Origin of the sequence: Providencia sp. PROV122 (genome assembly GCF_028482365.1) — a bacterium.
Taxonomy (GTDB): domain Bacteria; phylum Pseudomonadota; class Gammaproteobacteria; order Enterobacterales; family Enterobacteriaceae; genus Providencia; species Providencia stuartii.
The window spans coordinates 76,070-103,068 of the sequence record NZ_JAMPQI010000006.1; the positions used below are offsets into that span (position 1 = coordinate 76,070).

At 42.4% G+C, this 26,999-nt stretch carries 20 protein-coding genes; 18 read left to right on the forward strand and 2 right to left on the reverse strand.

The window, feature by feature from the left end; all coding sequences use genetic code 11:
• The first annotated feature begins 4 nt into the window (after positions 1-4).
• From hscA to rluF, 17 genes are all read left to right on the forward strand, one after another.
• Positions 5-1,855 (forward strand): Fe-S protein assembly chaperone HscA, encoded by a 1,851-nt coding sequence (gene hscA, locus PSE69_RS05280; RefSeq protein WP_014656322.1) that lies wholly within the window; start codon positions 5-7, stop codon positions 1,853-1,855.
• A gap of 2 nt (positions 1,856-1,857) precedes the next feature.
• Positions 1,858-2,193 (forward strand): ISC system 2Fe-2S type ferredoxin, encoded by a 336-nt coding sequence (fdx, locus tag PSE69_RS05285; RefSeq protein WP_004921377.1) that lies wholly within the window; start codon positions 1,858-1,860, stop codon positions 2,191-2,193.
• A 33-nt stretch (positions 2,194-2,226) separates the two neighbouring features.
• Positions 2,227-2,427: a Fe-S cluster assembly protein IscX gene (iscX, locus tag PSE69_RS05290; RefSeq protein ID WP_053110534.1), complete on the forward strand. Its 201-nt coding sequence runs from the start codon at positions 2,227-2,229 to the stop codon at positions 2,425-2,427.
• A 162-nt stretch (positions 2,428-2,589) separates the two neighbouring features.
• Positions 2,590-3,885 (forward strand): aminopeptidase PepB, encoded by a 1,296-nt coding sequence (pepB, locus tag PSE69_RS05295; protein ID WP_004921373.1) that lies wholly within the window; start codon positions 2,590-2,592, stop codon positions 3,883-3,885.
• A gap of 99 nt (positions 3,886-3,984) precedes the next feature.
• Positions 3,985-4,443 carry an enhanced serine sensitivity protein SseB C-terminal domain-containing protein gene (locus PSE69_RS05300; RefSeq protein WP_004921371.1) on the forward strand — a complete coding sequence of 153 codons (459 nt, stop codon included), beginning with the start codon at positions 3,985-3,987 and terminating at the stop codon, positions 4,441-4,443.
• Between the two features lie 426 nt (positions 4,444-4,869).
• Complete coding sequence (locus PSE69_RS05305; RefSeq protein WP_014656319.1) at positions 4,870-5,832, forward strand: Rpn family recombination-promoting nuclease/putative transposase; 963 nt, start codon at positions 4,870-4,872, stop codon at positions 5,830-5,832.
• A gap of 327 nt (positions 5,833-6,159) precedes the next feature.
• Entirely contained in the window at positions 6,160-11,208 is a 5,049-nt protein-coding gene (locus PSE69_RS05310) for an alpha-2-macroglobulin family protein (protein WP_014656318.1), read from the forward strand.
• A 73-nt stretch (positions 11,209-11,281) separates the two neighbouring features.
• On the forward strand, positions 11,282-13,603 hold the full coding sequence (gene pbpC / locus PSE69_RS05315) for a peptidoglycan glycosyltransferase PbpC (RefSeq protein WP_272675143.1): 2,322 nt from the start codon (positions 11,282-11,284) through the stop codon (positions 13,601-13,603).
• 243 nt (positions 13,604-13,846) lie between these two features.
• Positions 13,847-14,272: a nucleoside-diphosphate kinase gene (gene ndk / locus PSE69_RS05320; RefSeq protein WP_004921360.1), complete on the forward strand. Its 426-nt coding sequence runs from the start codon at positions 13,847-13,849 to the stop codon at positions 14,270-14,272.
• 152 nt (positions 14,273-14,424) lie between these two features.
• Positions 14,425-15,606 carry a bifunctional tRNA (adenosine(37)-C2)-methyltransferase TrmG/ribosomal RNA large subunit methyltransferase RlmN gene (locus PSE69_RS05325; RefSeq protein WP_004921358.1) on the forward strand — a complete coding sequence of 394 codons (1,182 nt, stop codon included), beginning with the start codon at positions 14,425-14,427 and terminating at the stop codon, positions 15,604-15,606.
• A gap of 193 nt (positions 15,607-15,799) precedes the next feature.
• Positions 15,800-16,744, forward strand: a complete 945-nt coding sequence (gene rodZ / locus PSE69_RS05330) for a cytoskeleton protein RodZ (protein WP_004921357.1) — start codon at positions 15,800-15,802, stop codon at positions 16,742-16,744.
• Positions 16,745-16,897: 153 nt separating this feature from the next.
• Complete coding sequence (gene ispG / locus PSE69_RS05335; protein WP_004921354.1) at positions 16,898-18,019, forward strand: flavodoxin-dependent (E)-4-hydroxy-3-methylbut-2-enyl-diphosphate synthase; 1,122 nt, start codon at positions 16,898-16,900, stop codon at positions 18,017-18,019.
• 215 nt (positions 18,020-18,234) lie between these two features.
• Positions 18,235-19,527, forward strand: a complete 1,293-nt coding sequence (hisS, locus tag PSE69_RS05340) for a histidine--tRNA ligase (RefSeq protein WP_004921351.1) — start codon at positions 18,235-18,237, stop codon at positions 19,525-19,527.
• 10 nt (positions 19,528-19,537) lie between these two features.
• A complete protein-coding gene (locus tag PSE69_RS05345; protein ID WP_004921349.1) occupies positions 19,538-20,161 on the forward strand; it encodes a YfgM family protein in 624 nt (207 codons plus the stop codon).
• Between the two features lie 143 nt (positions 20,162-20,304).
• The gene (gene bamB / locus PSE69_RS05350; RefSeq protein ID WP_004921347.1) at positions 20,305-21,477 is read left to right on the forward strand and encodes an outer membrane protein assembly factor BamB; all 1,173 of its coding nucleotides are present in this window, start codon (positions 20,305-20,307) and stop codon (positions 21,475-21,477) included.
• A 138-nt stretch (positions 21,478-21,615) separates the two neighbouring features.
• On the forward strand, positions 21,616-23,088 hold the full coding sequence (gene der / locus PSE69_RS05355; RefSeq protein WP_004921345.1) for a ribosome biogenesis GTPase Der: 1,473 nt from the start codon (positions 21,616-21,618) through the stop codon (positions 23,086-23,088).
• A 148-nt stretch (positions 23,089-23,236) separates the two neighbouring features.
• A complete protein-coding gene (rluF, locus tag PSE69_RS05360) occupies positions 23,237-24,112 on the forward strand; it encodes a 23S rRNA pseudouridine(2604) synthase RluF (RefSeq protein ID WP_121874592.1) in 876 nt (291 codons plus the stop codon).
• A 79-nt stretch (positions 24,113-24,191) separates the two neighbouring features.
• Here rluF and PSE69_RS05365 read toward each other — a convergent pair whose 3' ends face one another.
• Both PSE69_RS05365 and hemF read right to left on the reverse strand, forming a co-directional pair.
• Positions 24,192-25,340, reverse strand: a complete 1,149-nt coding sequence (locus tag PSE69_RS05365; protein ID WP_014656315.1) for a M4 family metallopeptidase — start codon at positions 25,338-25,340, stop codon at positions 24,192-24,194.
• 155 nt (positions 25,341-25,495) lie between these two features.
• Positions 25,496-26,413 carry an oxygen-dependent coproporphyrinogen oxidase gene (hemF, locus tag PSE69_RS05370; RefSeq protein ID WP_004921339.1) on the reverse strand — a complete coding sequence of 306 codons (918 nt, stop codon included), beginning with the start codon at positions 26,411-26,413 and terminating at the stop codon, positions 25,496-25,498.
• 136 nt (positions 26,414-26,549) lie between these two features.
• Here hemF and PSE69_RS05375 point away from each other — a divergent pair, with 136 nt between their 5' ends.
• On the forward strand, positions 26,550-26,981 hold the full coding sequence (locus PSE69_RS05375) for a GNAT family acetyltransferase (RefSeq protein ID WP_014656314.1): 432 nt from the start codon (positions 26,550-26,552) through the stop codon (positions 26,979-26,981).
• The last annotated feature ends 18 nt before the right edge of the window (positions 26,982-26,999 follow it).

A 26,999-nucleotide genomic window follows, 5' to 3' on the forward strand; every position in this document is an offset into this window, starting at 1 on the left:
GATTATGGCTTTACTTCAAATCAGCGAACCAGGCATGACAGCCGCACCACATCAACGTAAATTGGCGGCGGGGATTGATCTTGGTACGACTCACTCTTTGGTCGCCACGGTACGTAGCGGTGAAGCAACGGCTTTACCTGATCATGATGGGCGTTATTTACTACCATCGGTCGTCAATTATCAATCCGATAATAAACAAGTGGGCTGGGCGGCAAAACAGCTAGCAGAGCGTGACCCTGTTAATACCATTATTTCGGTAAAAAGAATGATGGGGCGTTCATTGGCTGACATCCAACAACGTTATCCCGACCTACCTTATCGTTTCACTGCTAGTGAAAATGGGCTTCCTTTTATTCAAACGGCAGCAGGGCAAGTTGATCCGATCCAAGTTTCTTCAGATATTTTAAAAACGCTAGCAAAGAGAGCGGAAGAAACATTAGGCGGAGAAATGGATGGTGTCGTGATCACCGTACCCGCTTATTTCGATGACGCACAACGCCAAGGAACAAAAGATGCAGCCCGCCTTGCCGGTTTACATGTTCTCCGTTTATTAAATGAACCGACAGCGGCGGCTATTGCCTATGGTCTTGATTCAGGCCAAGAAGGGGTCATCGCTGTTTATGATTTAGGAGGCGGAACATTTGATGTTTCTATTTTGCGCCTAAGTCGTGGCGTGTTTGAAGTCCTTGCTACAGGGGGCGATACCGCACTGGGCGGCGATGATTTTGACCAAGCATTAGCCAAATGGATTGCCGAGCAAGCAGGTATTCAGACACAAGGTGACCACCATTTAAATCGTCAATTACTGAATGCTGCAACCGAAGCGAAAATCGCACTTAGTGAGGCTGAAACCGCACAAATTTCATTGCCACAATGGCAAGGAGAAATTCAGCGTGAGGTGTTTGAACAGTTAATACAAAACCATGTGAAACGCACATTAATGGCCTGCCGTCGTGCATTGAAAGATGCACAAGTAGATGCTGATGACGTGTTAAATGTGGTGATGGTTGGTGGCTCTACCCGCGTGCCTTTAGTCAGAAATAAGGTTGGTGAATTTTTTGGTAAACAACCATTAACTTCGATTGATCCTGACAAAGTAGTAGCCATTGGTGCTGCCATCCAAGCTGATATTTTAGTGGGCAACAAGCCTGATAGTGACATGTTGCTGTTAGATGTTATCCCATTGTCGTTAGGTCTTGAAACGATGGGGGGATTAGTCGAAAAAATTATCCCTCGTAATACCACGATACCTGTAGCACGTGCCCAAGAGTTTACGACGTTTAAAGACGGACAAACAGCGATGTCTGTGCATGTGGTACAAGGTGAGCGTGAAATGGTTTCAGATTGCCGTTCATTAGCACGTTTTTCATTACGCGATATTCCGCCAATGGCTGCTGGTGGTGCTCATATTCGTGTCACTTTCCAAGTGGATGCGGATGGCTTGTTAAGCGTCAGTGCAATGGAAAAATCGACGGGAGTAGCCGCTTCTATTCAGGTGAAGCCCTCATATGGGTTAACTGATACTGAAATTTCAAGCATGATTAAAGATTCAATGACTAATGCGCAAGATGATTTAAATGCACGCCGTTTAGCGGAACAAAAAGTTGAAGCAGCAAGAGTGCTTGAGAGTTTGACTAGTGCATTAGAGCAAGATGCTAATCTATTGACTCCCGACGAAGAGTCAGCGATTGATAATGCCGTCAATATATTAATTGAAGCAGTAGAAGGCACAGACCCTACTGCTATTGAAAATGCCATTAAACAACTGGATAAGCAATCACAGGGGTTTGCGGCGCGTCGAATGGATGCTTCTATTCGCCAAGCGCTATCAGGCCAATCTGTGGATGAGATATAATTATGCCTAAAATAGTTTTTCTACCTCATACAGAATTATGTCCGGAAGGTGCAGTTGTTGATGCACAACAGGGCGAGTCAATTTTAAATGCAGCATTGCGAGTTGGCATTGAACTTGAACATGCATGTGAAAAATCATGTGCTTGTACAACTTGTCACTGTATTGTTCGCGAAGGCTTTGATTCTCTCGAAGAGAGCAGCGAATTAGAAGATGACATGCTCGATAAGGCATGGGGATTAGAACCAGAAAGTCGCTTAAGCTGCCAAGCTTTGGTCGCTGACGAAGATTTGGTTGTTGAGATCCCAAAATATACAATTAATCACGCTCGTGAGCATTAATACTGATATAATCCGCTGTGTGGGGAAGCAAATATGAGCCTTAAATGGTCGAATAGCCGAGAAATCGGTGAAGCACTGTACGATGCGTATCCTGATTTGGATCCAAAAACTGTGCGCTTTACGGATATGCACCGATGGATTTGTGAATTAGAAGAGTTCGACGATGATCCACAAAAATCCAACGAGAAAATCTTAGAAGCCATTTTATTGGTTTGGTTGGATGAGTTCGAATAATTTTCAAATTTGATAGATAAACCGGGCAACTCGTCCGGTTTTTATTTATGAGCACTATCTTGATACCTATTTGGCCGTTAATCGGTTAAGTTACTTCTATCAGCGACTGATTTAGACAAGAGCTGCCTGTAAAAAACAGATACAGATAAAGTGGGAGAAACGATGACAAAACAAATTATGCCAGTAATGATTTCATTTGAAGCCGCGGCACCTTGTTGGGGTGAAGGGGCGTTAGTGAGTTCTGGCGATAAAGGAATAACTATTCATTTAAAGCATCCGGGTAAGTTGTGCGCGGTACAAAGTGCAGGGCGTAAATTGGATAGCCAAGGTATTCGTAATGTTTCTTTAACGGGTGAAGGTTGGGATCTAGAAAAAAGTTGGGCATTTTGGCAAGGTTTTCGTGCACCAAAAGGGGCAAGAACAATAGAGTGGCCAGTTTTGCCAGAAGCGGATCGCCAAGAATTAGAAAACCGTATCCGTACAATTGATTGGGTACGCGATGTGATCAATGCGCCAGCGGATGAGTTAGGGCCAGAGCAACTGGCGCAACGTGCGATTGATTTGTTGTGTCATATTAATGCTGAAGATATCAGTTACCGTATCATTAAAGGTGATGATCTACTTGAGCAAGGGTATGCAGGTATTCATACGGTAGGTCGTGGTTCAAGCCGTGCGCCTGCTTTATTAGCGTTAGATTACAACCCTACAGGCAACCCCCACGCGGCTGTTTTTGCCTGCTTAGTTGGGAAAGGGATCACATTTGATTCAGGTGGCTATAGTATCAAACCTTCATCATCCATGAACTCAATGAAAGCAGATATGGGTGGGGCAGCAACGCTGGTTGGTTCTCTGGCACTCGCTATTAATCGTGGTCTGAAAAAACGCGTTAAATTGTTCCTTTGCTTGGCTGACAATATGGTTAGCAGCAATGCCTTTAAATTAGGTGATATCATCCGTTACCGCAATGGTAAGTCTGTTGAAGTGATGAACACAGATGCAGAAGGTCGTTTAGTTTTGGCTGATGGCTTGATTGATGCAAGTAAAGAGCAGCCATCGCTGATTATTGATGCGGCAACTTTAACGGGGGCTGCAAAAACCGCAGTTGGCAACGACTATCATTCAGTGCTTAGCTTTGATGATAAACTGGTTGCTGAGCTTATGGATGCTTCAAATGAAGAGTTTGAACTGTTTTGGCGCTTACCACTGGCTGAATTCCACCGCCAGCAATTGCCGTCGGGGTTTGCTGACCTAAATAACATTGCTGCACCATCCCATACAGCAGGTGCAAGTACCGCAGCCGCATTCCTATCCCATTTTGTTGAGAATTATCGTCAAAACTGGGTGCATATTGATTGTTCAGCAACGTACCGTAAATCACCAGTGAGCCTGTGGGCTGAAGGTGCAACGGGAATTGGTGTAAGAACGATAGCAAACTTACTGATGAAAAAAGCAGGCTAAAAAGTTTTATCTTAATAAACATTAGCGGGGACGAAGGGGGCGACTTTTCGTGCCCGTTTTTTTATTATAGGGTTAATTATTTTTCTATGAGGCATAAGCATGTCGCAGCAATCCGAATCGAATAAACCTTTTAGCAACGATAACAATATCGAATTTACTGAGTTGGTTATTCCTCAAGGGGCATCGTTAAAATTAAGCGCACTTGAAGAAGAGCCTGAAGCATTAGTAGGGGTCTTAACTGAATGTTTTAAACAGCATAAGGTGGTACGCCGTGCCTTTTTAGTATCTGCCCAAGAAGAAAACCAAGAGGGTGATGAAGCTATTTTAATGGTGGCATTAGAGTTTGTGCCAGGAACTGAGAATATCGATGAGATTATTCATCAAGCGGGAACATTAGCGTGTGAATATTTAGACGATAATGAGTCCATTGATTTTTGTTTAGTTAATGAAGCAGAAAAGGGTATTAGCCATTTTATTACCGAACATATTCAACCTTTCTATCAACGTAAGTTAGGCAGTTGGTTACGTGATTCAATCCCAATTAAAAACACCAAATAAGCTTCTGCAGTGGGTTAGTGGCCCACTGTGGGGTAGTTATCCCTCATTAAACCAATAGCTTAAATAACCTAAGCAGCGAGCGTCATTACATATAGCGTTTCAGAATCATACTATTTTTCAGAGAAACTTTTGTCGTGAGTTAATTGAGCGACTAATGACCTTTTCAGTATTGAGATGATAGGTTTGTCATGTAATGACAAATAGTAGGGTACATCGTCCATATTGATGGTTAAATAGTTTAAAGTCATAAATATTGCTGTGTCGATAACGATATGGCTAGTGTGAGTGTAGTCAGTAACGACTTAATATATGACGAGTTATAGTGGTCATTTAAAATACGATGCTCCCTTCTAAGGCAATCACCAAAATCGCCTGCAAATAAATATCACAATGATTTTTATAGGTCTGCTTAGATAAGGTTCGCTAATGAAGAAAGTACAACGACACTCAGCTCACGATGCGGCATTTAAAGGTTTCATGGCGCAAATAGAAAATGCTAAAGATTTTTTTCATTTTCATTTACCAGAGCATATTCATGCATTATGTGATTTTGAAACATTAACTCTCACTAATTCTTCTTTCATAGACAAACAATTGCGTTCACGATTATCAGATGTGTTGTATTCAGTTCAAACGACAGAAGGAGAAGGGTATATTTACTTACTCGTCGAACATCAATCTTCACCAGACAAATTGATGGCATGGCGATTAATGCATTATGCATTTTTAGCGATGAATCAGCATTTGCAACAAGGGCATAAGAACTTGCCGCTAGTCGTACCTGTTTTGTTTTATCACGGGGAGAGTTCACCTTATCCATATTCACAATTATGGACTGACTGTTTTCCTCTCGCGGATGTGGCTAATAACTTGTACACACGTTCTTTTCCTTTAGTCGATGTCACGGTTATTGATGATAATGAAATTGTTAATTATCGTAAGGTTGCAATTATGGAATTGGCTATGAAACATAAGCATTTGCGGGAGGAAAGTGAGCATGTGATCTCCCTATTGGCTCAAGCGCTCAATAATCACTATAATACTGATAGCGATGTCATCACTATTCTCAACTATCTATTTTTTACGATGGATGCAGAAAATGTTGAGAAAATAGTCCAACAGTTGAGTGAAAAAACTGAAAAGCATCAAGAGGTTATTATGAATATTGCACAACGTTTGCAAGATAAAGGTGTAAAAGCAGGCTGGGAAAAAGGGCATCAACAAGGTCTGGAAGAGGGCATTGAAAAAGGCATTGAAAAAGGTATTGAAAAAGGCAAACATGAGGCAAATCTTGCCACCGCTAGAACACTTTTAAAAAATGGAATTAGTCTTGAGTTAATTATGGAAAGTACAGGGCTAAGCCAAGAAGAACTTATTTCCCTCCAGTGATGTGACAGGTGCCCTGCTTTGTTGATGTGAAGGGCTCTATTTTTTCTTTGTATCTTACAAAATCATCACAACACCGCCTACTGATACATTAATGGATTATCTTATGTGCGTTAATATCTGTTTTATATGTACTGATGCCTAAAATAGTTAGGGTTTTTTCCGCTTTGTCTTATAGGTACTAATCGCACAATCTGTTAAATTGTGTAACCGATTTACGCACTATCTCAGTCTTTGCTTATTTTAACATCCAGCCAAGATTTCTGTAGCTTCCAACTTATAGATGGAAGTAAAAGCATCATATATTAACTATAAAAGGAAGAATCGGTCATGAATCAACATATTCGTTGGGCTTCATTGGCGGGTCTAAAAACAAAAAAACGTTATATTGTAGCAGCATTAGCCTCAGTTATTGCACTAACAGGTTGTGATAATTCAGACAACACAAATAGTAAAGAAAACAGCGTCGTAGCCGAAAAAAGTGCAACGACAGAAAAAGTGATTCAAACGGCACCGTTAGCGGCGGCAAAGGGAGCTACGCCGAAATTATCAGCAGCTGAAATGATGAAGCGCTATGCGGGTAAAGAGTTAACTATTCTTGATGCCTCTGAGTTGCAACTAGATGGGGCAAGCGCAATGGTTGTCACCTTCTCTGTGCCGCTATATGAGGAGCAAGATTTTAGTCAATATTTAAATTTAGTTGATGTGAAATCAGGAAAATTGGATGGTGCTTGGGAACTATCCGATAATAAAATGGAGTTACGTTTTCGTCACTTACCGCCATCAAGAGAGTTAAATCTCACAGTAAATACAGGGATTAAGGCGATAAATGGGCGTACGATAGAGCAACCATTTGAGAAAAAACTGCAAACAGCACAGATTATCCCAACTGTTGGTTTTGCAAGCAAAGGCTCCTTATTACCGAGCAAAGTAGCACAAGGATTGCCCGTTATTGCGCTGAATGTAGATAAAGTCGATGTGAATTTTTTCCGTATTGACGAAAAGCAATTACCACAATTTCTGTCAATGTGGCAATACCGTAGTAACTATGAATATTGGTATTCAGAAGAGTTTCTCAATAAAACCGAACTTGCTTATACAGGGCGCTTTGACCTCAATCCTGATAAAAACACTCGCCAAACCGTTTTACTACCTTTAAAAGACATTAAAGAGCTACAGCAAGACGGCGTCTACCTAGCTATCATGCAAAAAGCGGGTAGCTACAGTTATCAGTTCCCTGCAACAGTATTCACCCTGAGTGACATAGGGGTCTCACTGCATAGCTATCAAGATCAGGTTGATGTTTTTACGCAATCACTCGCAAAAGGTTCAGCCCTTAAAGGCGTTGAGCTGCGTATCCTTGATGAAAAAGGTCAATTGGTTAACCAAGCGACTACTGATAGCGAGGGGCATGCCAAATTAGATAAATTAGCGGGTGGAAAATTATTGCTAGCGACCCTTGATGGGCAAACGAGCATGATTGACCTTACTCAACCTGCTTTAGACCTCTCTGAATTTGATATTTCAGGCCCTACTGGATACGCAAAACAATTTTTTGTGTTTGGGCCACGTGACTTATATCGCCCAGGTGAACTGTTATTGGTTAATGGGTTATTACGCGACGGTGATGGAAATCCACTTAAAGCGCAACCTGTTAAAGTGGATGTTTTAAAAACGGATGGACAGGTTGTTAGAAGTTTTGTGTGGCAACCTGAGAAAGACCATGATGGTTTGTATCAATACCAGTATGAAATTCCTCAATCAGCGGAAACGGGGGGCTGGTCATTACGCTTTGATTTAGGTGACGGGTCACCACTACGTTACTATAAATTCAATGTTGAAGACTTTATGCCTGAACGCATGGCATTAGATGTCACTACAAAAGATAAACCTATTTTGAATAATCAGCCTGTTGAGTTTGATATTCAAGGCCGCTATTTATATGGTGCACCCGCCGCGGGTAATGAACTTCAAGGGCAAATATTTATTCGTCCTGATCGTGAAGCCGTAGCTAAATTACCTGGATTTGAATTTGGTTTTGCGAGCGAAGAAGGGTTGCAACGTAAGCTTGATGAATTCGATTTAACGCTAGATGATACGGGTGAAACCGCCATTAGTGTGCCACAAAGTAATTGGGAATCTTTACGCTCCCCAATAAAAGTTATTGCGCAAGTTAGTCTATTGGAGGCTGGCGGGCGTCCGGTGACCCGTCGTGCTGAGCAAGCCGTATGGCCAGCAAGGGAGATGGTGGGTATTCGCCCATTATTCAATAAAAAGGAAATTTATGATTATCGAACTGACCGCTATGCCCAACGCTATAATGTTGATGAAAATTCTTTAGCGGAGTTTGAGCTTGTCTTTGCTGATGCTGCCGGAAATAAATTAGAGGCCAACAATTTAACTGCACGCCTAATTTATGAGCGTCGTGATTATTATTGGAATTGGTCTGAAAGTGGTGGTTGGACATCAAACTATGATCAAAAAGATTTAGTGATGGCCAATGAAAACATCAAGATTAGTCAAGGTCAGACAACAAAAGTCTCATTTCCTGTTGATTGGGGTGCCTTCCGTCTTGAGGTTATCAATGAAAATAACCAATTAGTCACCAGTCTACCGTTTTGGGCCGGTTATTCATGGCAAGACAATACGGGCGGTAATGGGGCTGTGCGCCCTGATCAAGTTAAGCTGAGTTTAAATAAACCGGCTTATTTACCGGGTGAAAAAGCAAAAGTTCGTGTGGAATCACCAAAAGCGGGTAAAGGTTATATTTTACTTGAATCAAGTAATGGTCCACTGTGGTGGCAAGAAATTGATGTTCCTGAAAAAGGAATGGAAATTGAGGTACCAGTGAATAAAGAGTGGGCTCGCCATGACCTATACATTACTGCGGTCGTTGTTCGTCCAGGAGATGACTCGAAAGAGGCAACGGTTAAGCGAGCGATTGGGGTACTTCATCTTCCGTTAGCGGATGAAAATCGCAAGATTGGATTAGCGCTCTCAGCACCAACCCAAATGCGTCCAAACCAAGACCTTATCGTTAAAGTGAAAGCGACGGCACAAGATGGCAAGCCATTACCTGAAAAAGTCAATGTATTGCTATCTGCTGTGGATACTGGCGTGTTGAACATTACTGATTTTAAAACGCCCGATCCGTATGACGCCTTCTTTGGTCGTAAACGTTACAGTGTCGATCAGTACGATGTGTACGGTCACCTCATTGAAGGCCAAGGTAAGTTAGCAAATTTACGTTTTGGTGGTGATGGTGAAGATACTTCATTAGATCGTGGTGGAATGAAGCCACTTACAGAAGTGCAAATCATTGCGGAACAGGCGGCACCTGTCACATTAGATAAAAATGGTGAAGGTGAAATTAGCTTACCGATCCCTGATTTTAATGGTGAGTTGCGCGTAATGGCTCAAGCATGGAATGAGAAGGATTTTGGTCATGCTGATAGTAAAGTCGTGGTAGCGGCGCCGCTTATCACTCAAATGTCGATGCCACGTTTTATGGCTGGTGGTGATAAATCTTACTTCTCATTAGATCTCACTAACACGACGGACAATACACAAAATGTGACAGTGACTTTTAAAGCCTCTGGAATGGTGAAATTAGAAGGAACCGCCACGAAAGAGCTAGCCTTAGTGAAAGGTAAACGTACAACGGTAACGTTGCCAGTTCGCGCGGATTATGGTTATGGTCAGGGTGAGGTTTCAATGACAATCAATGGTATTGATTTGCCAGATGAATCATTGAAAGCGTATAGCAATAGTTGGAAAGTTGGGGTTCGCCCTGCACAGCCTGCGGAAACGGTCTCTTATGCTGTTGCTATTGAGCCGGGTGAGCAATGGTCATTACCAACCGAGAATTTACAAGGTCTCTCCCCTAATACGCTCGAAGGTCAAGTTTTACTAACTAGCCGTCCACCATTGCAGATTGCCCGCTATATTCGTGAGCTATTTGCTTATCCATATGGCTGTCTTGAGCAGACAATCAGTGGCTTGTATCCATCGTTATACTCTTCACAAGCAGAGCTGAATAAGTTAGGTATAAAATCGCAGACAGATGATGACCGTCGCAAAGCCATTGAATTGGGGATCCCTCATTTATTAAGCATGCAACGTCCTGATGGTGGTTTCTCGTTATGGGATCGTAACGGTAGAGAAGAGTACTGGCTAACGGCATATGCTGCGGATTTCCTTAACCGAGCAAATCAGCGTGGTTATACGGTGCCGAAAGAGGCATTAACCAATGCTAATAGTCGTTTATTGAGCTATTTACAAGATGGTAATCAAATTAATTACCCCTATGTAGATGATCAATCAGCCGCACGTTTTGCAGCCCAAGCCTATGCGGGCTTAGTACTTGCAACACAGCAAAAGGCGCCTCTCGGAGCATTACGACAACTCTACTCAAGAAGTCAGGAAGCCAATAGTGGGTTGCCACTAGTACAGTTGGGTATCGCTTTAAATTTGATGGGCGATAAAACACGGGGTGATAATGTAATTGCTGATGGGTTGAAAAAGCAGCGAGCTCGTTACAGCTACAGTGGGGATTATGGCTCAATCATTCGTGATGATGCGATGATCGTTGCGTTACTGAATGAATACCAATTGATGACAAAAGCACGTGATCAAAAACTGCAAATGCTTTCAAACAACTTGGTATCTCAACAGTACTTCTCAACTCAAGAGAGCAATGCGCTGTACTTGGCGGGACGTTATTATGTGAATAATACAGAAACCCCATGGAAAGCGGTCATTAATGGTCAACAACCACCGATGACCTCAGATAAGCCTATCAATGAGTTTTTAACTAAAGAGCAGCTAAAAACAGGTTATAGTATCGAAAATACAGGAACGAACACGTTGTATGGCCAATTGAACGTAGTGGGTTATCCATTGTATACGCCAACACCAAGTTCGAATGTGTTGAATGTGAAACGAACCTATTTAGATCTGCAAGGTCGTCCAATTTCACTCGATCGTTTAAGAACAGGTGAAATGGTCGTGGTGAAATTAGAAGTTAATGCTTCACAAAGAGTACCTGATGCTTTAGTGGTTGATTTATTGCCTGCTGGCTTAGAGCTTGAAAACCAGAACTTAGCAAATAGTAGTGCTAATCTGAGTGAAACTGCGCCAAACTTGCAGGAAGTGATTGATGATATGCAACAATCACAAGTCAACCATATGGAATATCGGGATGATCGCTTTGTGGCAGCCGTTGAGGTTGAGCAATATAGACCGACAACATTAGTCTATTTGGCGCGTGCCGTGACACCGGGGGTATATTCTATCCCGGCTCCACAAGTGGAATCGATGTATGTTCCTGAATGGCGTGCGGTAGGTAAAGCTAACGGCCAATTAGAAGTCGTTCGTTAATCTTTAATCAGCCCTTATACTGGATGCGTGATGATTTCGGTATAAGGGCTATTTGTTTGCGGTATATCCATCTATGAAAAAAAGATTACGACGCGCTGGGTTGGTTTTGCTCTGCTTGGTGATTTTTTTGCCTCTTTTATTTTTGCTGGCAGATAAGATTTGGCCATTGCCGATAAAACAAGTTGAGATGGCGCGCACGGTCGTTGCCCAGGATGGTACACCACTTTGGCGTTTTGCGGATAAAGAAGGAATATGGCGTTACCCCGTAAAACTGGATCAAGTTTCCCCTGAGTTTATCGAAGCATTATTGACCTACGAAGATCGTCATTTTTATCAACATCCCGGTGTTAACCCATTTTCATTACTGAGAGCATTGTGGCAAGACGTCAGTTCAGGGCGCATTGTCTCTGGTGGAAGTACGATCTCAATGCAAGTTGCTCGGTTAGTCGATCCCCATGACCGCACCATAACAGGGAAATTGAAACAGTTATGGCGTACTGCACAACTTGAATATCACTATTCAAAAGATGAAATACTGGAAATGTATCTTAACCGAGCTCCCTATGGAGGTACGATTGAAGGTATCGGTGCGGCCAGTTGGGTCTATTTAAACAAAGCACCTGATAAATTAACCTCGGGTGAAGCGGCATTGTTTGCGGTGTTGCCACAAGCACCTAGTCGACTAAGGCCAGACCGTTACCCCGAAAGAGCGCAAGCTGCACGCGATAAAGTGCTCGATAGACTCGCGGAATATCAGGTGTGGCCAGCAGATAAAATTGAAGATATTAAACAAGAACAGATTTGGTTAGCGCCACGCAAAAATCCGAATTCTGCGCCTTTGTTGGCGCGCCGAGTTGTCAAAGATGCACAAGAAACGGTCATTGAAACCACCATTGATGCAGGGTTGCAGCGCCAATTGGAAGAGATGGCAATTAACTGGAAAAACCAGCTTCCTAAGCAGACATCGCTAGGAATATTGGTAGTTGATCATACTGATATGAGTGTGAAAGCTTATATTGGGTCAATCGATTTTCAAGATAATAGCCGTTTTGGTCATGTCGATATGATCACGGCTTGGCGCTCACCGGGGTCAACATTGAAACCCTTTTTATATGCTTTAGCGATGGATGATGGCTTGATCCACGCTGAATCTTTACTGCAAGATGTGCCTCGACGCTTCGATGATTATCGACCGGGGAACTTTGATAGCGGTTTTAATGGGCCTGTGAGTGTGAGTGACGCATTAGTCCGTTCACTGAATTTACCCGTAGTACAAGTGCTTGACGTTTACGGAAGTAAGCGTTTTACGGCGAAATTACGTAATGTGGGAACAGAATTACGTTTTCCTTTAGCTAGCGAACCTAATTTGTCGTTAATTTTAGGTGGCACTGCCGCTCGTATGGATGAGCTAGTTGCGGCTTATAGTGCTTTTGCTCGCCAAGGGAAAGTGTCGCCATTGCGCTATCGTCCAACAGACACAATACGTGATCGCCAATTAATGTCAGCGGGTGCGGCATGGATTATTCGGCGTATTATGGGTGGTGAAGCGCGCCCTGTTCCTGATAGTAGTTTGACCGCGCAAGTTAATTTAGCGTGGAAAACAGGTACTAGCTATGGTTATCGAGATGCTTGGGCTATCGGGGTAAATCCACGCTACACAATAGGAGTGTGGGTGGGGCGGCCCGATGGTACTCCTGTTGCCGGGCAATTAGGTTATGCGACCGCGATCCCCATTATGAATCAAGTGAATAATTTATTGTTAGGGCGTTTGTATCAATCGAATCAATTGATGCCAAAAGACACCAAGCCATCAACGGTCAGTCAAGCGATGATCTGTTGGCCTAGCGGCACTGTATTACCAGAAGGGGATAGTAATTGTCGGCAACGCCGTTTAAGTTGGATTTTAGATAATACGATCCCGCCAACATTAATGGCGAAAGATCAAGAATCATTATTGGGGTTACGTCAGAAAAAATGGGTAAATGAACAAGGGTTGCAGGTTGCTCCTGATTGCCCTAATGCAGTGGAAAAAGAGGTTTATTTGTGGCCGATTACCTTAGAGTCTTGGTTACCACAGAGTGAAAAACGGATAAATCGTTTACCGCCAATCGACTCGTCCTGTCCTCCATTGCGTACGGAAACACCACCTTTGTTTATTTCGGGCATCCGTGATGGTGAAATTCTGCAACGGCTACCAGGAAAAACGAGTTTGGATGTGCGTCTAATGACACAAGGTGGGCAAGGGCAGCAATGGTGGTTTTTAAATGGTGAACAGATCCAAGAGACTGAGCACAATGGCAGCGTTTTACTGACCTTCGATAAGGCAGGAAACTATCAAATTTCGGTATTAGATCTTGGTGGGCAAGTCACGTCAGTTAATTTTAAAGTCAAGTAACAAATAAAAAGTGTGACTGAGTCAAAAAAATAGTGTTTTTTGCTATAAAAAGTTTAACAAAATGTTGATGTGACTGTAGGAAATTGTAATCGTAGCCCCTATAATCAACGCCTTAATTTCTGCTGCTCGTCATCAGAAGATAAACAATATAAAAAACTACAACTGACATCTACTTTGTGTTTTGATTAACATGAAAGTTAAGAATACAAAAGTAAAAGTCACGATATCGCTAAGAGGTTATTTATGACGGTTCAACGTACATTTTCTATTATTAAACCAAACGCAGTGAAGAAAAATGCTATTGGTGCAATCTATAATCGTTTTGAAAGCGCTGGTTTTTCAATCGTTGCCGCCAAAATGTTGCATTTGACTCGTGAGCAAGCAGAAGGTTTCTACGCAGAGCACAAAGGCCGCCCTTTCTTTGAAGGTCTGGTTGAATTCATGACTTCTGGTCCAATTATGCTGCAAGTACTAGAAGGCGAGAACGCAGTTCAACGTCACCGTGACCTAATGGGTGCAACTAATCCAGATAATGCACTGGCAGGTACTCTACGTGCTGACTATGCAGACAGCTTCACTGAGAATGCGGTTCACGGTTCAGATTCTGTTGAATCAGCAAACCGCGAAATCGCGTATTTCTTCACTGAAGACGAAATCTGCCCACGCTAATTGGTAAACTAGTGTAATGCATTAGCATTATTCTTATAAAGTTTGTACAATGCGACGCCCTGTTAATATAATTGTTAACAGGGCGATTTTATTATGAACGTTGTGCTACCAAAGTAGCACTCGCCGAAAGTGTAACAACGAGGCAACTTAACATGTCCGATATGACAACCAGTGCACAATGTGCAACTTCCTCCGCTATTTCTGTCACACCAGAAAACAACACACAAAAAATTAACCTGCTGGATTTGAATCGCAAGCAGATGCGTGAATTTTTTGCGCAAATGGGTGAAAAACCATTCCGTGCCGATCAAGTCATGAAATGGATTTATCACTACTGTTATGACGATTTCGATCAAATGACAGATATTAATAAAGCGTTAAGAGCAAAACTAAAGGAAGTCGCTGAAATTCGTGCTCCTGAAGTTGCTGAAGAACAACGCTCAGCAGATGGCACCATTAAATGGGCGATAACGGTAGGTGACCAGCAAGTCGAAACGGTTTATATTCCAGAAGATGATCGTGCAACCTTGTGCGTCTCCTCACAGGTAGGTTGCGCGTTGGAATGTAAATTTTGTTCTACCGCTCAACAAGGATTTAACCGTAACTTACGGGTTTCTGAAATTATCGGGCAGGTTTGGCGCGCAGCAAAAATTATTGGTTCATTAAAATCCAGTGGTCGTCGTCCTATTACCAACGTGGTTATGATGGGAATGGGGGAGCCATTACTGAACTTGAATAATGTGGTTCCCGCGATGGAAATCATGATGGATGACTTTGGTTTTGGTTTATCTAAACGCCGAGTCACACTGTCAACTTCCGGTGTTGTTCCTGCGCTGGATAAATTAGGGGATATGATTGATGTCGCTTTGGCGATTTCATTACATGCACCGACTGATGATATCCGTGATGATATTGTACCTATCAATAAAAAATACAATATAGAAACATTCCTGAGCAGTGTAAGACGTTATTTATCCAAATCCAATGCGAATGGTGGTCGTGTCACGGTAGAGTATGTCATGCTTGACCACATTAATGACAGTATTGAACAGGCTCACCAATTAGCGGAATGTTTAAAAGATACGCCAAGTAAAATTAATTTGATACCTTGGAACCCGTTCCCTGGGGCGCCGTATGGTCGTAGTTCGAATAGTCGTATTGATCGTTTTTCAAAAGTATTAATGGAATATGGCTTTACAACGATTGTGCGTAAAACACGTGGTGATGATATTGATGCCGCCTGTGGTCAGTTGGCGGGAGAAGTGATTGACCGAACAAAACGGACCTTGAAAAAACGTATGGCTGGGGAACCTATTAAGGTGAAAGCAGTCTGAAGTTATAGATAAAGTCTAAATATTTGGTCTAATTATCATTTGGGTCATTTATGGATAGGCAAAATGGCCCTCATCACCTACAATGTTTTGTAGGTGATGATATTAATATAATTATCACATTAGGATTATTACGAGTAAAGCTAAGGAAAAATAGCTTTATATTTCATTCACTCGGAAACAGTGTTGCCAGCAAATGACTATCGATAACAATACCGAACAAACCCCAATCACTGTAGGAAAATTATTGTCTCAAGCGCGTGAACGTATGGGATTAACACAAGAGTCAGTCGCGGAGCGTCTGTGTCTTAAAGTTAGTACGGTAAGGGAAATCGATGAGGATGTGAAACCTGCTGGCGTTGAACCTACGTTTTTACGCGGTTATATGCGCTTATATGCGCGTATGGTTAATGTGCCTGAAAGTGAATTGAATGCGTTACTTAAAAATGATGAGCCGATTGCGGCATCAACAGTCTCATCAATGCAGAGTTACTCTTTAGGTAAAAAGCGTAAGAAGCGTGAAGGTTGGTTAATGAAACTAACCTGGCTAATTGTCATTGTTTTAATTGCTATGGTTGGTATTTGGTGGTGGCAAGATCATCAAAAACAACAAAATGAATTTGTTACGATGGCAAATCAAAATGATTTGCTTATATCTCAGCAAAATGAAAGTGGAAATCCAGTTGAGCTTTCCAATGGGTCAACAGAGACGCCAACAAATACATCTGAGACAGGTGAAGGTACCCTTGTCGACTTAAACGCCGCTCAAGCGACAGAGAATCAGCCAATTGAATCTTTGCCAGTAAAAACCGTTCCGTTACCGAATTCACCTAATACAACAGTGAGCGTTGATCGCACTCAATCAACGGAAGAGCCTGTAGCTACCCCTGTCGTTCAAGATGCGCTCACCATGAGCTTTAAAGGTTCATGTTGGCTGGAAGTTCGCGATGCGAATAATAAAGTCTTGTATAGTGGTATTAAGAACAGCGGCGACACCTTGGATTTACAAGGTAAATTGCCTTACCGCTTGAATATTGGTGCGCCCGCAAACGTTGATATCAAATTCAATGGTAATGTGGTTGACTTAAGCCGTTTTATTAAAGCGAATCGTTCTGCTAAATTAAAAATACCTGAAGCATAAAGTCACAAATTAAGAAGACGCAAACTGTATCCTAAAACTAGAATTGTGATAGTTTGCAGTTTGCGTTTTTGTGTATAGTGGTCATCGAAGCAATGATTATCAACTACACAACAGTGTTTAAGAGCACATGGATGTCCAGAGAGTAAAATTAAAATGCATAATGAATCACCGATAAAAAGACGTAAATCCACCCGAATTTATGTAGGTAACGTGCCTATTGGCGATGGTGCTCCCATTGCTGTCCAATCTATGACGAATACGCGCACGACGGATGTTGAAGCCACTGTGCGGCAAATCCAATCACTTGAGCGTGTAGGTGTTGATATCGTCCGCGTGTCTGTTCCTACGATGGATGCAGCAGAAGCCTTTAAATTAATTAAGCAGCGCGTGAATGTGCCATTGGTTGCGGATATTCACTTTGACTACCGTATCGCGATGAAAGTGGCTGAATATGGTGTTGACTGCCTACGAATTAACCCAGGTAATATCGGCAGTGAAGAGCGTATTCGCCAAGTCGTTGATAGTGCTCGTCATCACAACATTCCTATCCGTATAGGGGTCAATGGCGGGTCACTGGAAAAAGATATCCAAGAAAAATACGGTGAGCCAACACCTGAAGCATTGGTTGAATCAGCAATGCGACATGTTGATATCTTGGACAGGCTGAATTTCGATCAGTTCAAGGTCAGTGTTAAAGCGTCGGATGTCTTTCTTGCCGTCGGCTCTTATCGTTTATTGGCGCAAAAAATTGATCAACCACTTCACCTCGGTATTACAGAAGCGGGTGGGGCTCGTTCTGGTTCAGTGAAATCAGCAATTGGTCTTGGTATGTTGTTGGCTGAAGGTATCGGCGATACGTTACGTATCTCACTCGCGGCGGATCCTGTTGAGGAAGTGAAAGTCGGTTTTGATATTCTAAAATCGTTACGGATCCGTTCACGTGGCATCAACTTTATTGCTTGCCCAACCTGTTCACGCCAAGAATTTGATGTGATTGGTACGGTAAATGCTTTGGAGCAGCGCCTCGAAGATATTATCACGCCGATGGATGTCTCTATTATTGGTTGTGTAGTGAATGGCCCGGGTGAAGCCGAGGTTTCTACTTTAGGTGTGGCTGGCGCGAAAACCAAAAGTGGTTTCTATGAAGATGGCGTTCGCCAAAAAGAGCGTTTTGATAATGACAATATTATTGATCAGCTTGAGGCGAAAATTCGCGCAAAAGCAGCAATGCTTGATGAAAATAACCGTATAAAGATAAACCAAGTCGAAAAATAATTGTCAAACAACTGGCTCATTGAGGGCCAGTTTTTGTTTTTATGACTTTTTGACGGGGGTTCAGCGCATAGCTTGATGTAAAAATTAAACGGACAAACCCAAAAAGAGCAGAATATTCCCGATTGAAGCGGAATATTGTGGTTTGTCGATTGAACCCAATGACATTTCGCTTTTATAATCGAGTCTATTCGATTCCGAAAAAATAGAGACATAACGTGGCAAAAAATATCCAGGCCGTTCGTGGCATGAATGACTATCTGCCGGCAGACACTCGAGTCTGGCAGAAAATTGAAGCAGTACTTAAAAATATTTTGCAGGGTTACAGCTTTAGTGAAATCCGTACCCCGATTGTAGAGCACACCCCGCTATTTAGCAGAGCGATTGGTGAAGTGACCGATGTTGTCGAAAAAGAGATGTATACCTTTATCGACCGTCACGACACAGATAAAGCAGAGGTAAGTCTCACTTTACGCCCTGAAAATACTGCCGGTTGCGTCCGTGCAGGTATTGAGCATGGTTTGCTGTACAATCAGGAACAGCGTTTATGGTATCTAGGGCCCATGTTTCGTCATGAACGCCCACAAAAAGGCCGTTATCGTCAATTTCACCAACTTGGCGCCGAAGTTTTCGGTCTGGCGGGGCCAGACATTGATGCTGAACTGATAATGATGACAGCACGCTGGTGGCGCGCATTAGGTATCAGCGAACATGTGACGTTAGAGTTAAACTCAATCGGCTCTTTAGACGCTCGTGCAAATTATCGTGAAGCATTAGTGGCCTTCCTTGAGCAGCATAAAGAAAAACTCGATGAAGATTGCAAACGCCGTATGTACACGAATCCATTGCGTGTACTTGATTCAAAAAATCAAGATGTACAGGCGTTATTAAATGATGCTCCTGAGCTATTTGATTATTTAGATGATGAATCTCGTGAGCATTTTGATGGTTTATGCAAATTGTTAGATGCAGCGGGTATTCAGTATCGTGTTAATCAACGTTTAGTGCGTGGTCTGGATTATTACAACCGCACCGTTTTTGAATGGGTGACAACAGCGCTAGGCTCGCAAGGTACAGTATGTGCTGGTGGACGTTATGATGGTTTAGTCGGTCAATTGGGCGGCAAACCAACCCCAGCAGTCGGTTTTGCTATGGGCATGGAACGTATGGTTCTATTAGTTGAAAGCCTAAATCCTGGCTTTATTGCTGATGAATCTGTCACGGATGTTTATTTAGCCTCATTTGGTGAAAATAGCCAAAAATCGGCGCTGTTATTAGCAGAGCAAGTACGTGATGCTCTACCAAGCTTACGTGTGATGACCAACCATGGCGGCGGTAACTTTAAAAAGCAATTAGCGCGTGCAGATAAACAGGGCGCTAAAGTTGCGTTGATTTTAGGCGAAGAGGAAATCGCTAATCACCAAGTCGGGGTAAAAGATCTACGAACAGGTGAGCAAGAAACAGTATCGCAGCAGCAATTGGCACAGCGTTTAGCTGAACTGTTAGGTTAAGGAGAGGCACGTGGAAGTTTATACAAACGAAAATGAACAAGTTGATGCGATTAAACGCTTTTTTGCTAATAATGGCGTGGCATTGGTGGTCGGGCTTGTTTTAGGGGTTGGGGCTGTTTGGGGATGGAATTACTGGCAGTCACATAAAACAAATATGCTGCAAGAAAGCGCTCAACAGTTTGCAAAAGCGAGCGAAGAACTGCATTCAGGCTCTACTCAAGGTATTGAAGCTGCGCAAAAATTCGCTGCGGATACAACAGATGTATACAGCGCGATGATCGGACTAGAATTGGCTCAAGTGGCTGTCGATAAAGGCGATTTAGCGTTGGCTGAAAAATCATTGTCTGCTGCTTTAACTAAAGCAAAAACCGATGATATGCTTGATTTAATTAATTTCCGCTTAGCAAGAGTGCAGCTTGCACAAGGGAATGCTGATGCAGCATTAGCTTCTGTTGGTAACATCAAAGGAAAGGCATGGCAGGCTGCTGCACAAGATGTTCGTGGAGATGCATTACTTCATAAAGGCGACAATGCAGGCGCAAAAGCTGCATATACTCAAGGGCTAGATAGTGAAGGCTCACAGACGCTTAAAGAACTTCTTACCCTTAAACTGAACAACGTATCTGTACTCTAAATTATTAGGGTCGTATCTAATCGATAGGCCAATCCCCCCTTAGAGCGATAGACATACGCGATAGGGGGAAATCAATGGATATCAACAGGATACGGCTTGAAATTGGATGAGTATAATTTATAAGAAGAAAGGAAACGATTATTATGCAGTTGCGGAAAACACTTTTGATTGGCTTAGTCGCTTCAGCTTTACTTGCCGGTTGTTCCAGCGAAACTGATTCTATCGTTATGGCACCACTTCCTCAGGTTGAAAACCAATTTACTCCAACGATCGTTTGGGATAAATCAGTCGGTAATGGTGTAGAGCAGTTTTATTCTGACCTATCGCCAGTATGGGATGGTAGTGCTGTTTATGCTGCCGATCGTAAAGGAATAGTGAAAGCATTAGAACTGGAGAGCGGTAAAGAAATTTGGTCAGTAGACCTTTCTAAGCGCACAGGTTTTCTTTCTGCTAACTTATCCGCACTGCTTTCGGGTGGGTTAACGGTTTCGGGTAACCATATTTATATTGGTACTGAACGCGGAACAGTCATTGCATTGAATAAAGAAGATGGCTCGGTGGTATGGGATGTCGAAGTAGCGGGTGAAGCCCTCTCTCGCCCAGTAGCCAATGATGGCTTAGTTATTGTTCATACTAGTAATGGCATGTTGCAAGCACTTGATGAGAATAGTGGTGAAATCAAGTGGACAGTGAATATGGATACACCATCATTGTCTTTACGTGGTGAATCAGCGCCAAGTATTGCCTATGGTGCCGCTATTGTTGGTGGTGATAATGGCCGCGTTAGTGCTGTACTTTTATCCCAAGGTCAACTTATTTGGCAACAACGTATCTCTCAAGTGACTAGCTCTACAGAAATTGGTCGCTTAGATGATGTTGATATGACGCCAATTATTGATGATGGTACTATCTATGCAATTGCGTATAACGGTACACTCGCAGCACTTGATATGCGTTCAGGACAAATAAAATGGAAACGCGATCTCGGCTCTGTCAATAACATGGTGCTTTCAGGTGAAAACCTTTATCTGGTCGACCAAAATGATCGTGTATTGTCTGTGCGTAAGAGCGATGGCGTAACACTGTGGACACAAGAAGATCTGCTTAATCGTGGGTTAAGTGCACCAGAAATGTACAATGGCTACCTTGTGGTTGGTGATAAAGAAGGCTACCTCCATTGGTTAGACATGAGCACTGGTGGTTTTGTAGCACAAAACAAAATTAACAGTTCAGGTCTGCATAGCCGCCCAGTTGTTGCCAGTGATAAGCTAATGGTTCAGGCAAGAAACGGAACAGTTTATCTGTTAACTCGTTAATTTTCTGACAAGCTGTCAATTTCTCGCTAAAATCAACGGTTCCTAGTGGTAGGAACCGTTTCGTTTTTTGTTTTCTGGTTTGGTTTTGTTTAAGAACCGGGATTCTTTTAGTTAATTAGAGTAGTGAGGCATCAAATAATGATACCCGTCGTAGCGCTGGTTGGGCGTCCAAACGTAGGAAAATCCACGTTATTTAATCGATTAACCCGTACCCGTGATGCACTGGTAGCGGATTTTCCTGGTCTGACTCGTGATCGCAAATATGGTCGTGCCGAAGTGGAAGGGCATGAGTTCATTATTATTGATACGGGTGGTATCGATGGTACTGAGGAAGGCGTCGAAACCCACATGGCAGCACAATCCTTACAAGCGATTGAAGAAGCTGATGTGGTTCTATTTATGGTCGATGCACGTGCAGGGTTAATGCCTGCTGATGAAGGTATCGCAAAACACCTGCGTAGCCGTAAGAAAAAAACATATCTGGTCGCCAATAAGACGGATGGTATTGATGCTGACAGTGTAATTGGAGACTTTTATTCACTTGGCTTAGGTGAAATCCACCCTATTGCAGCGTCACATGGTCGCGGTGTGACCCAGCTAATCGAAAAATCGCTAAAACCTTTCATTGAAATAGAAGAAGAAGTCGAGCTAACCGAGGAAGAAGAAAACGCGGCGTATTGGGCAGCGCAAGAGGCTGAAGCTGAGTTTGATGAAGAAGACGAGGAGTTTGATCCAACAACGTTACCAATTAAATTAGCGATCGTCGGGCGCCCAAATGTGGGTAAATCAACATTGACTAACCGTATCCTTGGAGAAGAGCGTGTTGTGGTGTTTGATATGCCAGGCACAACTCGTGACAGTATCTATATTCCAATGGAGCGTGACGGGCGTGAATACGTTTTAATTGATACAGCGGGTGTCCGTAAACGCGGTAAGATCACCGAGACGGTCGAAAAATTTTCGGTAATCAAAACGCTGCAAGCGATTGAAGATGCGAATGTGGTGTTGTTGGTCATTGATGCGCGGGAAGGTATTTCCGATCAAGACCTGTCACTACTTGGTTTTATTCTTAATGCTGGTCGTTCATTAGTGATTGCGGTTAATAAATGGGATGGAATGAAGCCTGAAGATCGTGAACATGTGAAAGACATGTTAGAGCTACGTCTCGGCTTTGTGGATTTTGCCCGTATTCACTTTATTTCAGCGCTGCATGGTAGTGGTGTAGGTAACCTGTTTGAATCCGTTGAAGAGGCCTATGAGTCTGCGACACGCCGTGTTGGTACTGCATTGTTAACACGTATTATGAAGATGGCGGAAGAGGAGCATCAACCTCCACTTATCCGTGGTCGTCGTGTGAAAATGAAATATGCGCATGCGGGGGGTCATAATCCGCCAATTGTTGTTATTCATGGTAATCAAGTTTCTGATTTGCCTGATAGCTATAAACGTTACCTGATGAATTATTTTCGCCGTTCATTGCAAGTGATGGGTACACCAATTCGTATTCAATTCAAAGAAGGTGAAAACCCTTATGCGAATAAGAAAAATCAGCTAACAGCAACTCAATTGCGTAAACGTAAGCGTTTAATGCAACATTTGAAAAAACGCTAAGCGAAGAAGTCGCACGTCAACGTGAAGCTTCTGAAAAAGCCGTAACAAATTATTCTGTTACGGCTTTTTAATAACTATCCGTTATTATTTAAAGTGAGCTAGGTTCAACCGTTTGGCTCCCTATCTATGCAGATTACAGAGGGTAACCATGCAAATTAAATCTTCGACACGTCTTAATAAGTACATTAGCGAGAGTGGAATTTGTTCAAGGCGTGATGCGGATCGTTATATTGAGCAAGGAAATGTCTTTATTAATGGCAAACGTGCGGCTATCGGCGATCAAGTTTTTAGTGGTGACGTTGTCAAAGTAAATGGACAACTTATTGAACCTAGGAATGAAGAAGACTTAGTGTTAATTGCGCTGAATAAGCCAGTTGGTATTGTGAGTACGACGGAAAGTGGGGAAAGAGATAATATCGTTGATTATGTTAATCACAGTAAACGTGTTTTCCCTATTGGTCGCTTAGATAAAGATTCTCAAGGGCTAATTTTTCTCACAAACCATGGCGATTTAGTGAATAAGATCTTGCGTGCGGGTAATGAGCATGAAAAAGAGTATTTAGTCACGGTTAACAAGCCTATTACTGATGATTTTATTCGTGGTATGGGAGCTGGCGTACCTATCCTAGGCACGGTAACTAAAAAGTGTAAAGTAAAGAAAGAAGCTCCTTTTGTATTTCGGATCACGTTAGTTCAAGGGTTAAATCGTCAGATTCGTCGCATGTGCGAATATTTTGGTTTTGAGGTCACTAAGTTAGAACGCGTGCGTATTATGAACGTGAATCTTTCTGGGATCCCATTAGGTGAATGGCGTGACTTAACAGATGATGAGCTAATTAAGCTATTTGAGATGATTGAAAAATCAGAATCAGAGGCTAAGCCGAAAAAGTCTGTTAAACCGAAAACATCAACGGCAGGGAAAACGGGTAGCAAGCCAAATGCAGGTAGCAAGCTTAAAGGAATGGCTGATACTGCGTCTCGTAAACGTTTCACTCAACCAGGCCGTAAAAAGAAAAGACGCTAACCTTATGTTTTAAAATGTCAGCCGTATTTTATGGCTGACAAGCTCTGTCTGTTAGTGACAGGGCATTTTATTTGCAAACTTAAACGTAGATACCGACATTTTCCCAGCTTTTGCGAGTAAGATTAACGACATGATGGTCAAATTTTTCTGTCGCTGTTCTAATGGTTGCTTTGGCGAAATCGTCAAATGTTGCTCGCGTGCTAAGTGTCTTATCAAACATAGTACGGATCCAAATCTGTCCCGCTACCTCCCATGAGTAACCACCTAACGTTGTCGCCAGCAGGTAAAATGCTTTATTAGGTATACCTGAATTAATATGCACACCACCATTGTCTTGGAAAATAGACAGATTTTTGTAATCTCTCATATGACCGACTTGTGGGTCTCTGTTTGTTTCCGAAAGGCGATAGGCGGTTCCCGGTGCGGCCATAGAACGTAAAGCAGGAGCTTTGGCTTTATTGATAAAAAGGTTTTCACCGAGCAGCCAATTGGACTCAGCTGCTGTTTCATTTGCTACATACTGTTTAACCATAATACCGACAACGTCGGCAACGGATTCATTCAAGGCGCCTGACTGGAAAATATAATCAAAATCAGTCGTAAAGGTAATAAACCCATGGGTTAATTCGTGTGCAATAATATCAATATCATTATAAAACGGGCCAAAATAGATACTATCACCATCACCGAAATAGATAGCTTGTGAATTCCAGAATGCGTTTGGATAATTTTTGTCGAAATGAACTACCGCATTGATTTGCGAATCACAACCAAAGATCTTATCAATGTTGAGCTTCTCTTTATAAAACTGCCTAACATAGCCAATAGAATCATAAACAATCTGTACGGGTGTGTATGGTTGTGCAGGATCACCTTCTTTCATAACAATAAGATAGTCTTCATGGGGCATATGAAGTTCATCAGGACTCGGATAGGTAGGCTCCAGTGAAAGGTCAGAACGAGAGCAGATAGGTAGGTTAGAATGGGTATGGTTAGGTAAAAATGCTTTTTCCTGTGCATCGCGGATGATGCGTTCGTAGTTTGTACCTGGGCGGGCTGAACAAGTAAATAACTGTTTTAGGTGTTCTTTATCTTCCGTCGAATAGCCTCTGCTCATTAATTCATTGATATGAAGTAGTGTGGATTTAAGCTTTTGGCATTGAGATTCTTTATATAAGTGATCAACAAGGTATGGGGGAAGATAGGAACGACCAAGAATATGATTCATAAATAGACTCCATTTTGTGGGTGGAAATGGAATCATAAGCTACAAAGAGATGAGTGCAACTGATTGATAATTAATTATATTTGATAATTTTTGCTATTTTTTGTTACTAAAGCCGCCAAGTGCTTTGGCGACTTTATAAAAAATGATTTTTACACTTATTTCGCCAGCCAATCTTTTTTAGAGACTAAAAAGTCACTATACAGTTTGGCTTCGGGGGTATTGGGCTCAGGGTGATAGTCATATTCCCAACGGACTAAAGGAGGCATTGACATTAAAATGGATTCTGTACGTCCTCCACTTTGTAAACCAAATAGTGTACCGCGATCCCACACGAGGTTGAATTCAACATAACGACCACGTCGATACAGTTGAAATTGACGCTCTCTTTCTCCCCACTGATGGTGGCGACGTTTTTCTACGATAGGTACATAGGCATCTAAAAAACCATGACCAACAGCTTGTGTGAAGTCGAAACAAGTCTCGAAATCAGGTTGGTTTAGGTCATCATAAAATAGCCCACCAACGCCTCGTGGCTCATTGCGATGTTTCAAAAAGAAATAGTCATCACACCACGCTTTATATTTGCGGTAAGTTTCTGAACCAAAAGGTGCGCAGAGGTCGTGTGCAATGGTGTGCCAGTGGATCACATCGTCTTCAAAACCATAGTAAGGGGTTAAATCGAAACCACCACCAAACCACCAAACGGGATCTTGACCCTCTTTTTCTGCAATAAAAAAACGGACATTTGCATGAGTGGTTGGAATATAGGGATTCAGAGGGTGGATCACCAAAGAGACTCCCATAGCTTGATAGCTACGACCTGCTAATTCAGGGCGGTGAGCGGTTGCTGAACTCGGGAGTTTTGTTCCTTGAATATGGGAAAAGTTAACGCCTGCCTGTTCAAAAATAGCACCTTGAGTTAACACACGGCTGCGGCCTCCGCCACCTTCTGCGCGTTCCCATGTTTGTTCTAGGAAGGTTTCCTTACCATCCAGTTCAGTAATTTTTTGGCAAATGGTTTCTTGTAGTTCAAGCAAAAATGTTTTTACTTGAAAAATATCAGGGTAATTCATTGTTTTCCAATAGAACGGTTGGTAAAAAAAAGTGAGTAAAGTATACCCTTTTGAGTTAAAAAAGGCATATTGAATATTGATTGTGCGCAAAAAGCGGTGATAATGGCAGAAAACTCAGTTAAAACGGGTCATGAACATGGAAATACGCATCTTTCGCCAAAGCGATTTTGAAGAAGTCATCACATTGTGGGAACGCTGTGATTTAAATGAGTTTGGAGATGATCCTGAACTTGATATTGAACGAAAACTCCAGTGTGGTGCAGATCTTTTTCTTGTTGCGGAAGTGACAGGTGAGGTTGTTGGCACTGTGATGGGAGGATATGACGGAATAAGAGGAACGGCATGCTATCTTGCGGTTCATCCAGAGTTTCGTGGCCGAGGTATTGCCAATGCTCTGATTAGTCGCTTAGAGAAAAAATTGCGAGCAAGAGGGTGCGGCAGAATTGAGTTCCTTGTGAATGAGGAGTCTGACGCTGCTATCTGTATGTTCGAAAAAATGTTATATGAAGAAGAGCAGCCAGCAAGGCTTATCTATACAAAAACACTGGATCGTGATTTGGATTTTTAATGCTGTTGTGTGTTTATT

Excerpts from the sequence above, each read along its gene's own strand:
- hemF (WP_004921339.1), bottom strand. The coding sequence starts at position 26,413 with ATGAATTACCCTGATATTTTTCAAGTAAAAACATTTTTGCTTGAACTA.
- bamB (WP_004921347.1), top strand. The coding sequence starts at position 20,305 with ATGCAGTTGCGGAAAACACTTTTGATTGGCTTAGTCGCTTCAGCTTTA.
- ndk (WP_004921360.1), top strand. The coding sequence starts at position 13,847 with ATGACGGTTCAACGTACATTTTCTATTATTAAACCAAACGCAGTGAAG.
- der (WP_004921345.1), top strand. The coding sequence starts at position 21,616 with ATGATACCCGTCGTAGCGCTGGTTGGGCGTCCAAACGTAGGAAAATCC.
- rluF (WP_121874592.1), top strand. The coding sequence starts at position 23,237 with ATGCAAATTAAATCTTCGACACGTCTTAATAAGTACATTAGCGAGAGT.
- PSE69_RS05300 (WP_004921371.1), top strand. The coding sequence starts at position 3,985 with ATGTCGCAGCAATCCGAATCGAATAAACCTTTTAGCAACGATAACAAT.
- rodZ (WP_004921357.1), top strand. The coding sequence starts at position 15,800 with ATGACTATCGATAACAATACCGAACAAACCCCAATCACTGTAGGAAAA.
- PSE69_RS05305 (WP_014656319.1), top strand. The coding sequence starts at position 4,870 with ATGAAGAAAGTACAACGACACTCAGCTCACGATGCGGCATTTAAAGGT.
- PSE69_RS05365 (WP_014656315.1), bottom strand. The coding sequence starts at position 25,340 with ATGAATCATATTCTTGGTCGTTCCTATCTTCCCCCATACCTTGTTGAT.
- iscX (WP_053110534.1), top strand. The coding sequence starts at position 2,227 with ATGAGCCTTAAATGGTCGAATAGCCGAGAAATCGGTGAAGCACTGTAC.
- ispG (WP_004921354.1), top strand. The coding sequence starts at position 16,898 with ATGCATAATGAATCACCGATAAAAAGACGTAAATCCACCCGAATTTAT.
- PSE69_RS05375 (WP_014656314.1), top strand. The coding sequence starts at position 26,550 with ATGGAAATACGCATCTTTCGCCAAAGCGATTTTGAAGAAGTCATCACA.
- PSE69_RS05325 (WP_004921358.1), top strand. The coding sequence starts at position 14,425 with ATGTCCGATATGACAACCAGTGCACAATGTGCAACTTCCTCCGCTATT.
- PSE69_RS05310 (WP_014656318.1), top strand. The coding sequence starts at position 6,160 with ATGAATCAACATATTCGTTGGGCTTCATTGGCGGGTCTAAAAACAAAA.
- pepB (WP_004921373.1), top strand. The coding sequence starts at position 2,590 with ATGACAAAACAAATTATGCCAGTAATGATTTCATTTGAAGCCGCGGCA.
- pbpC (WP_272675143.1), top strand. The coding sequence starts at position 11,282 with ATGAAAAAAAGATTACGACGCGCTGGGTTGGTTTTGCTCTGCTTGGTG.
- fdx (WP_004921377.1), top strand. The coding sequence starts at position 1,858 with ATGCCTAAAATAGTTTTTCTACCTCATACAGAATTATGTCCGGAAGGT.
- hscA (WP_014656322.1), top strand. The coding sequence starts at position 5 with ATGGCTTTACTTCAAATCAGCGAACCAGGCATGACAGCCGCACCACAT.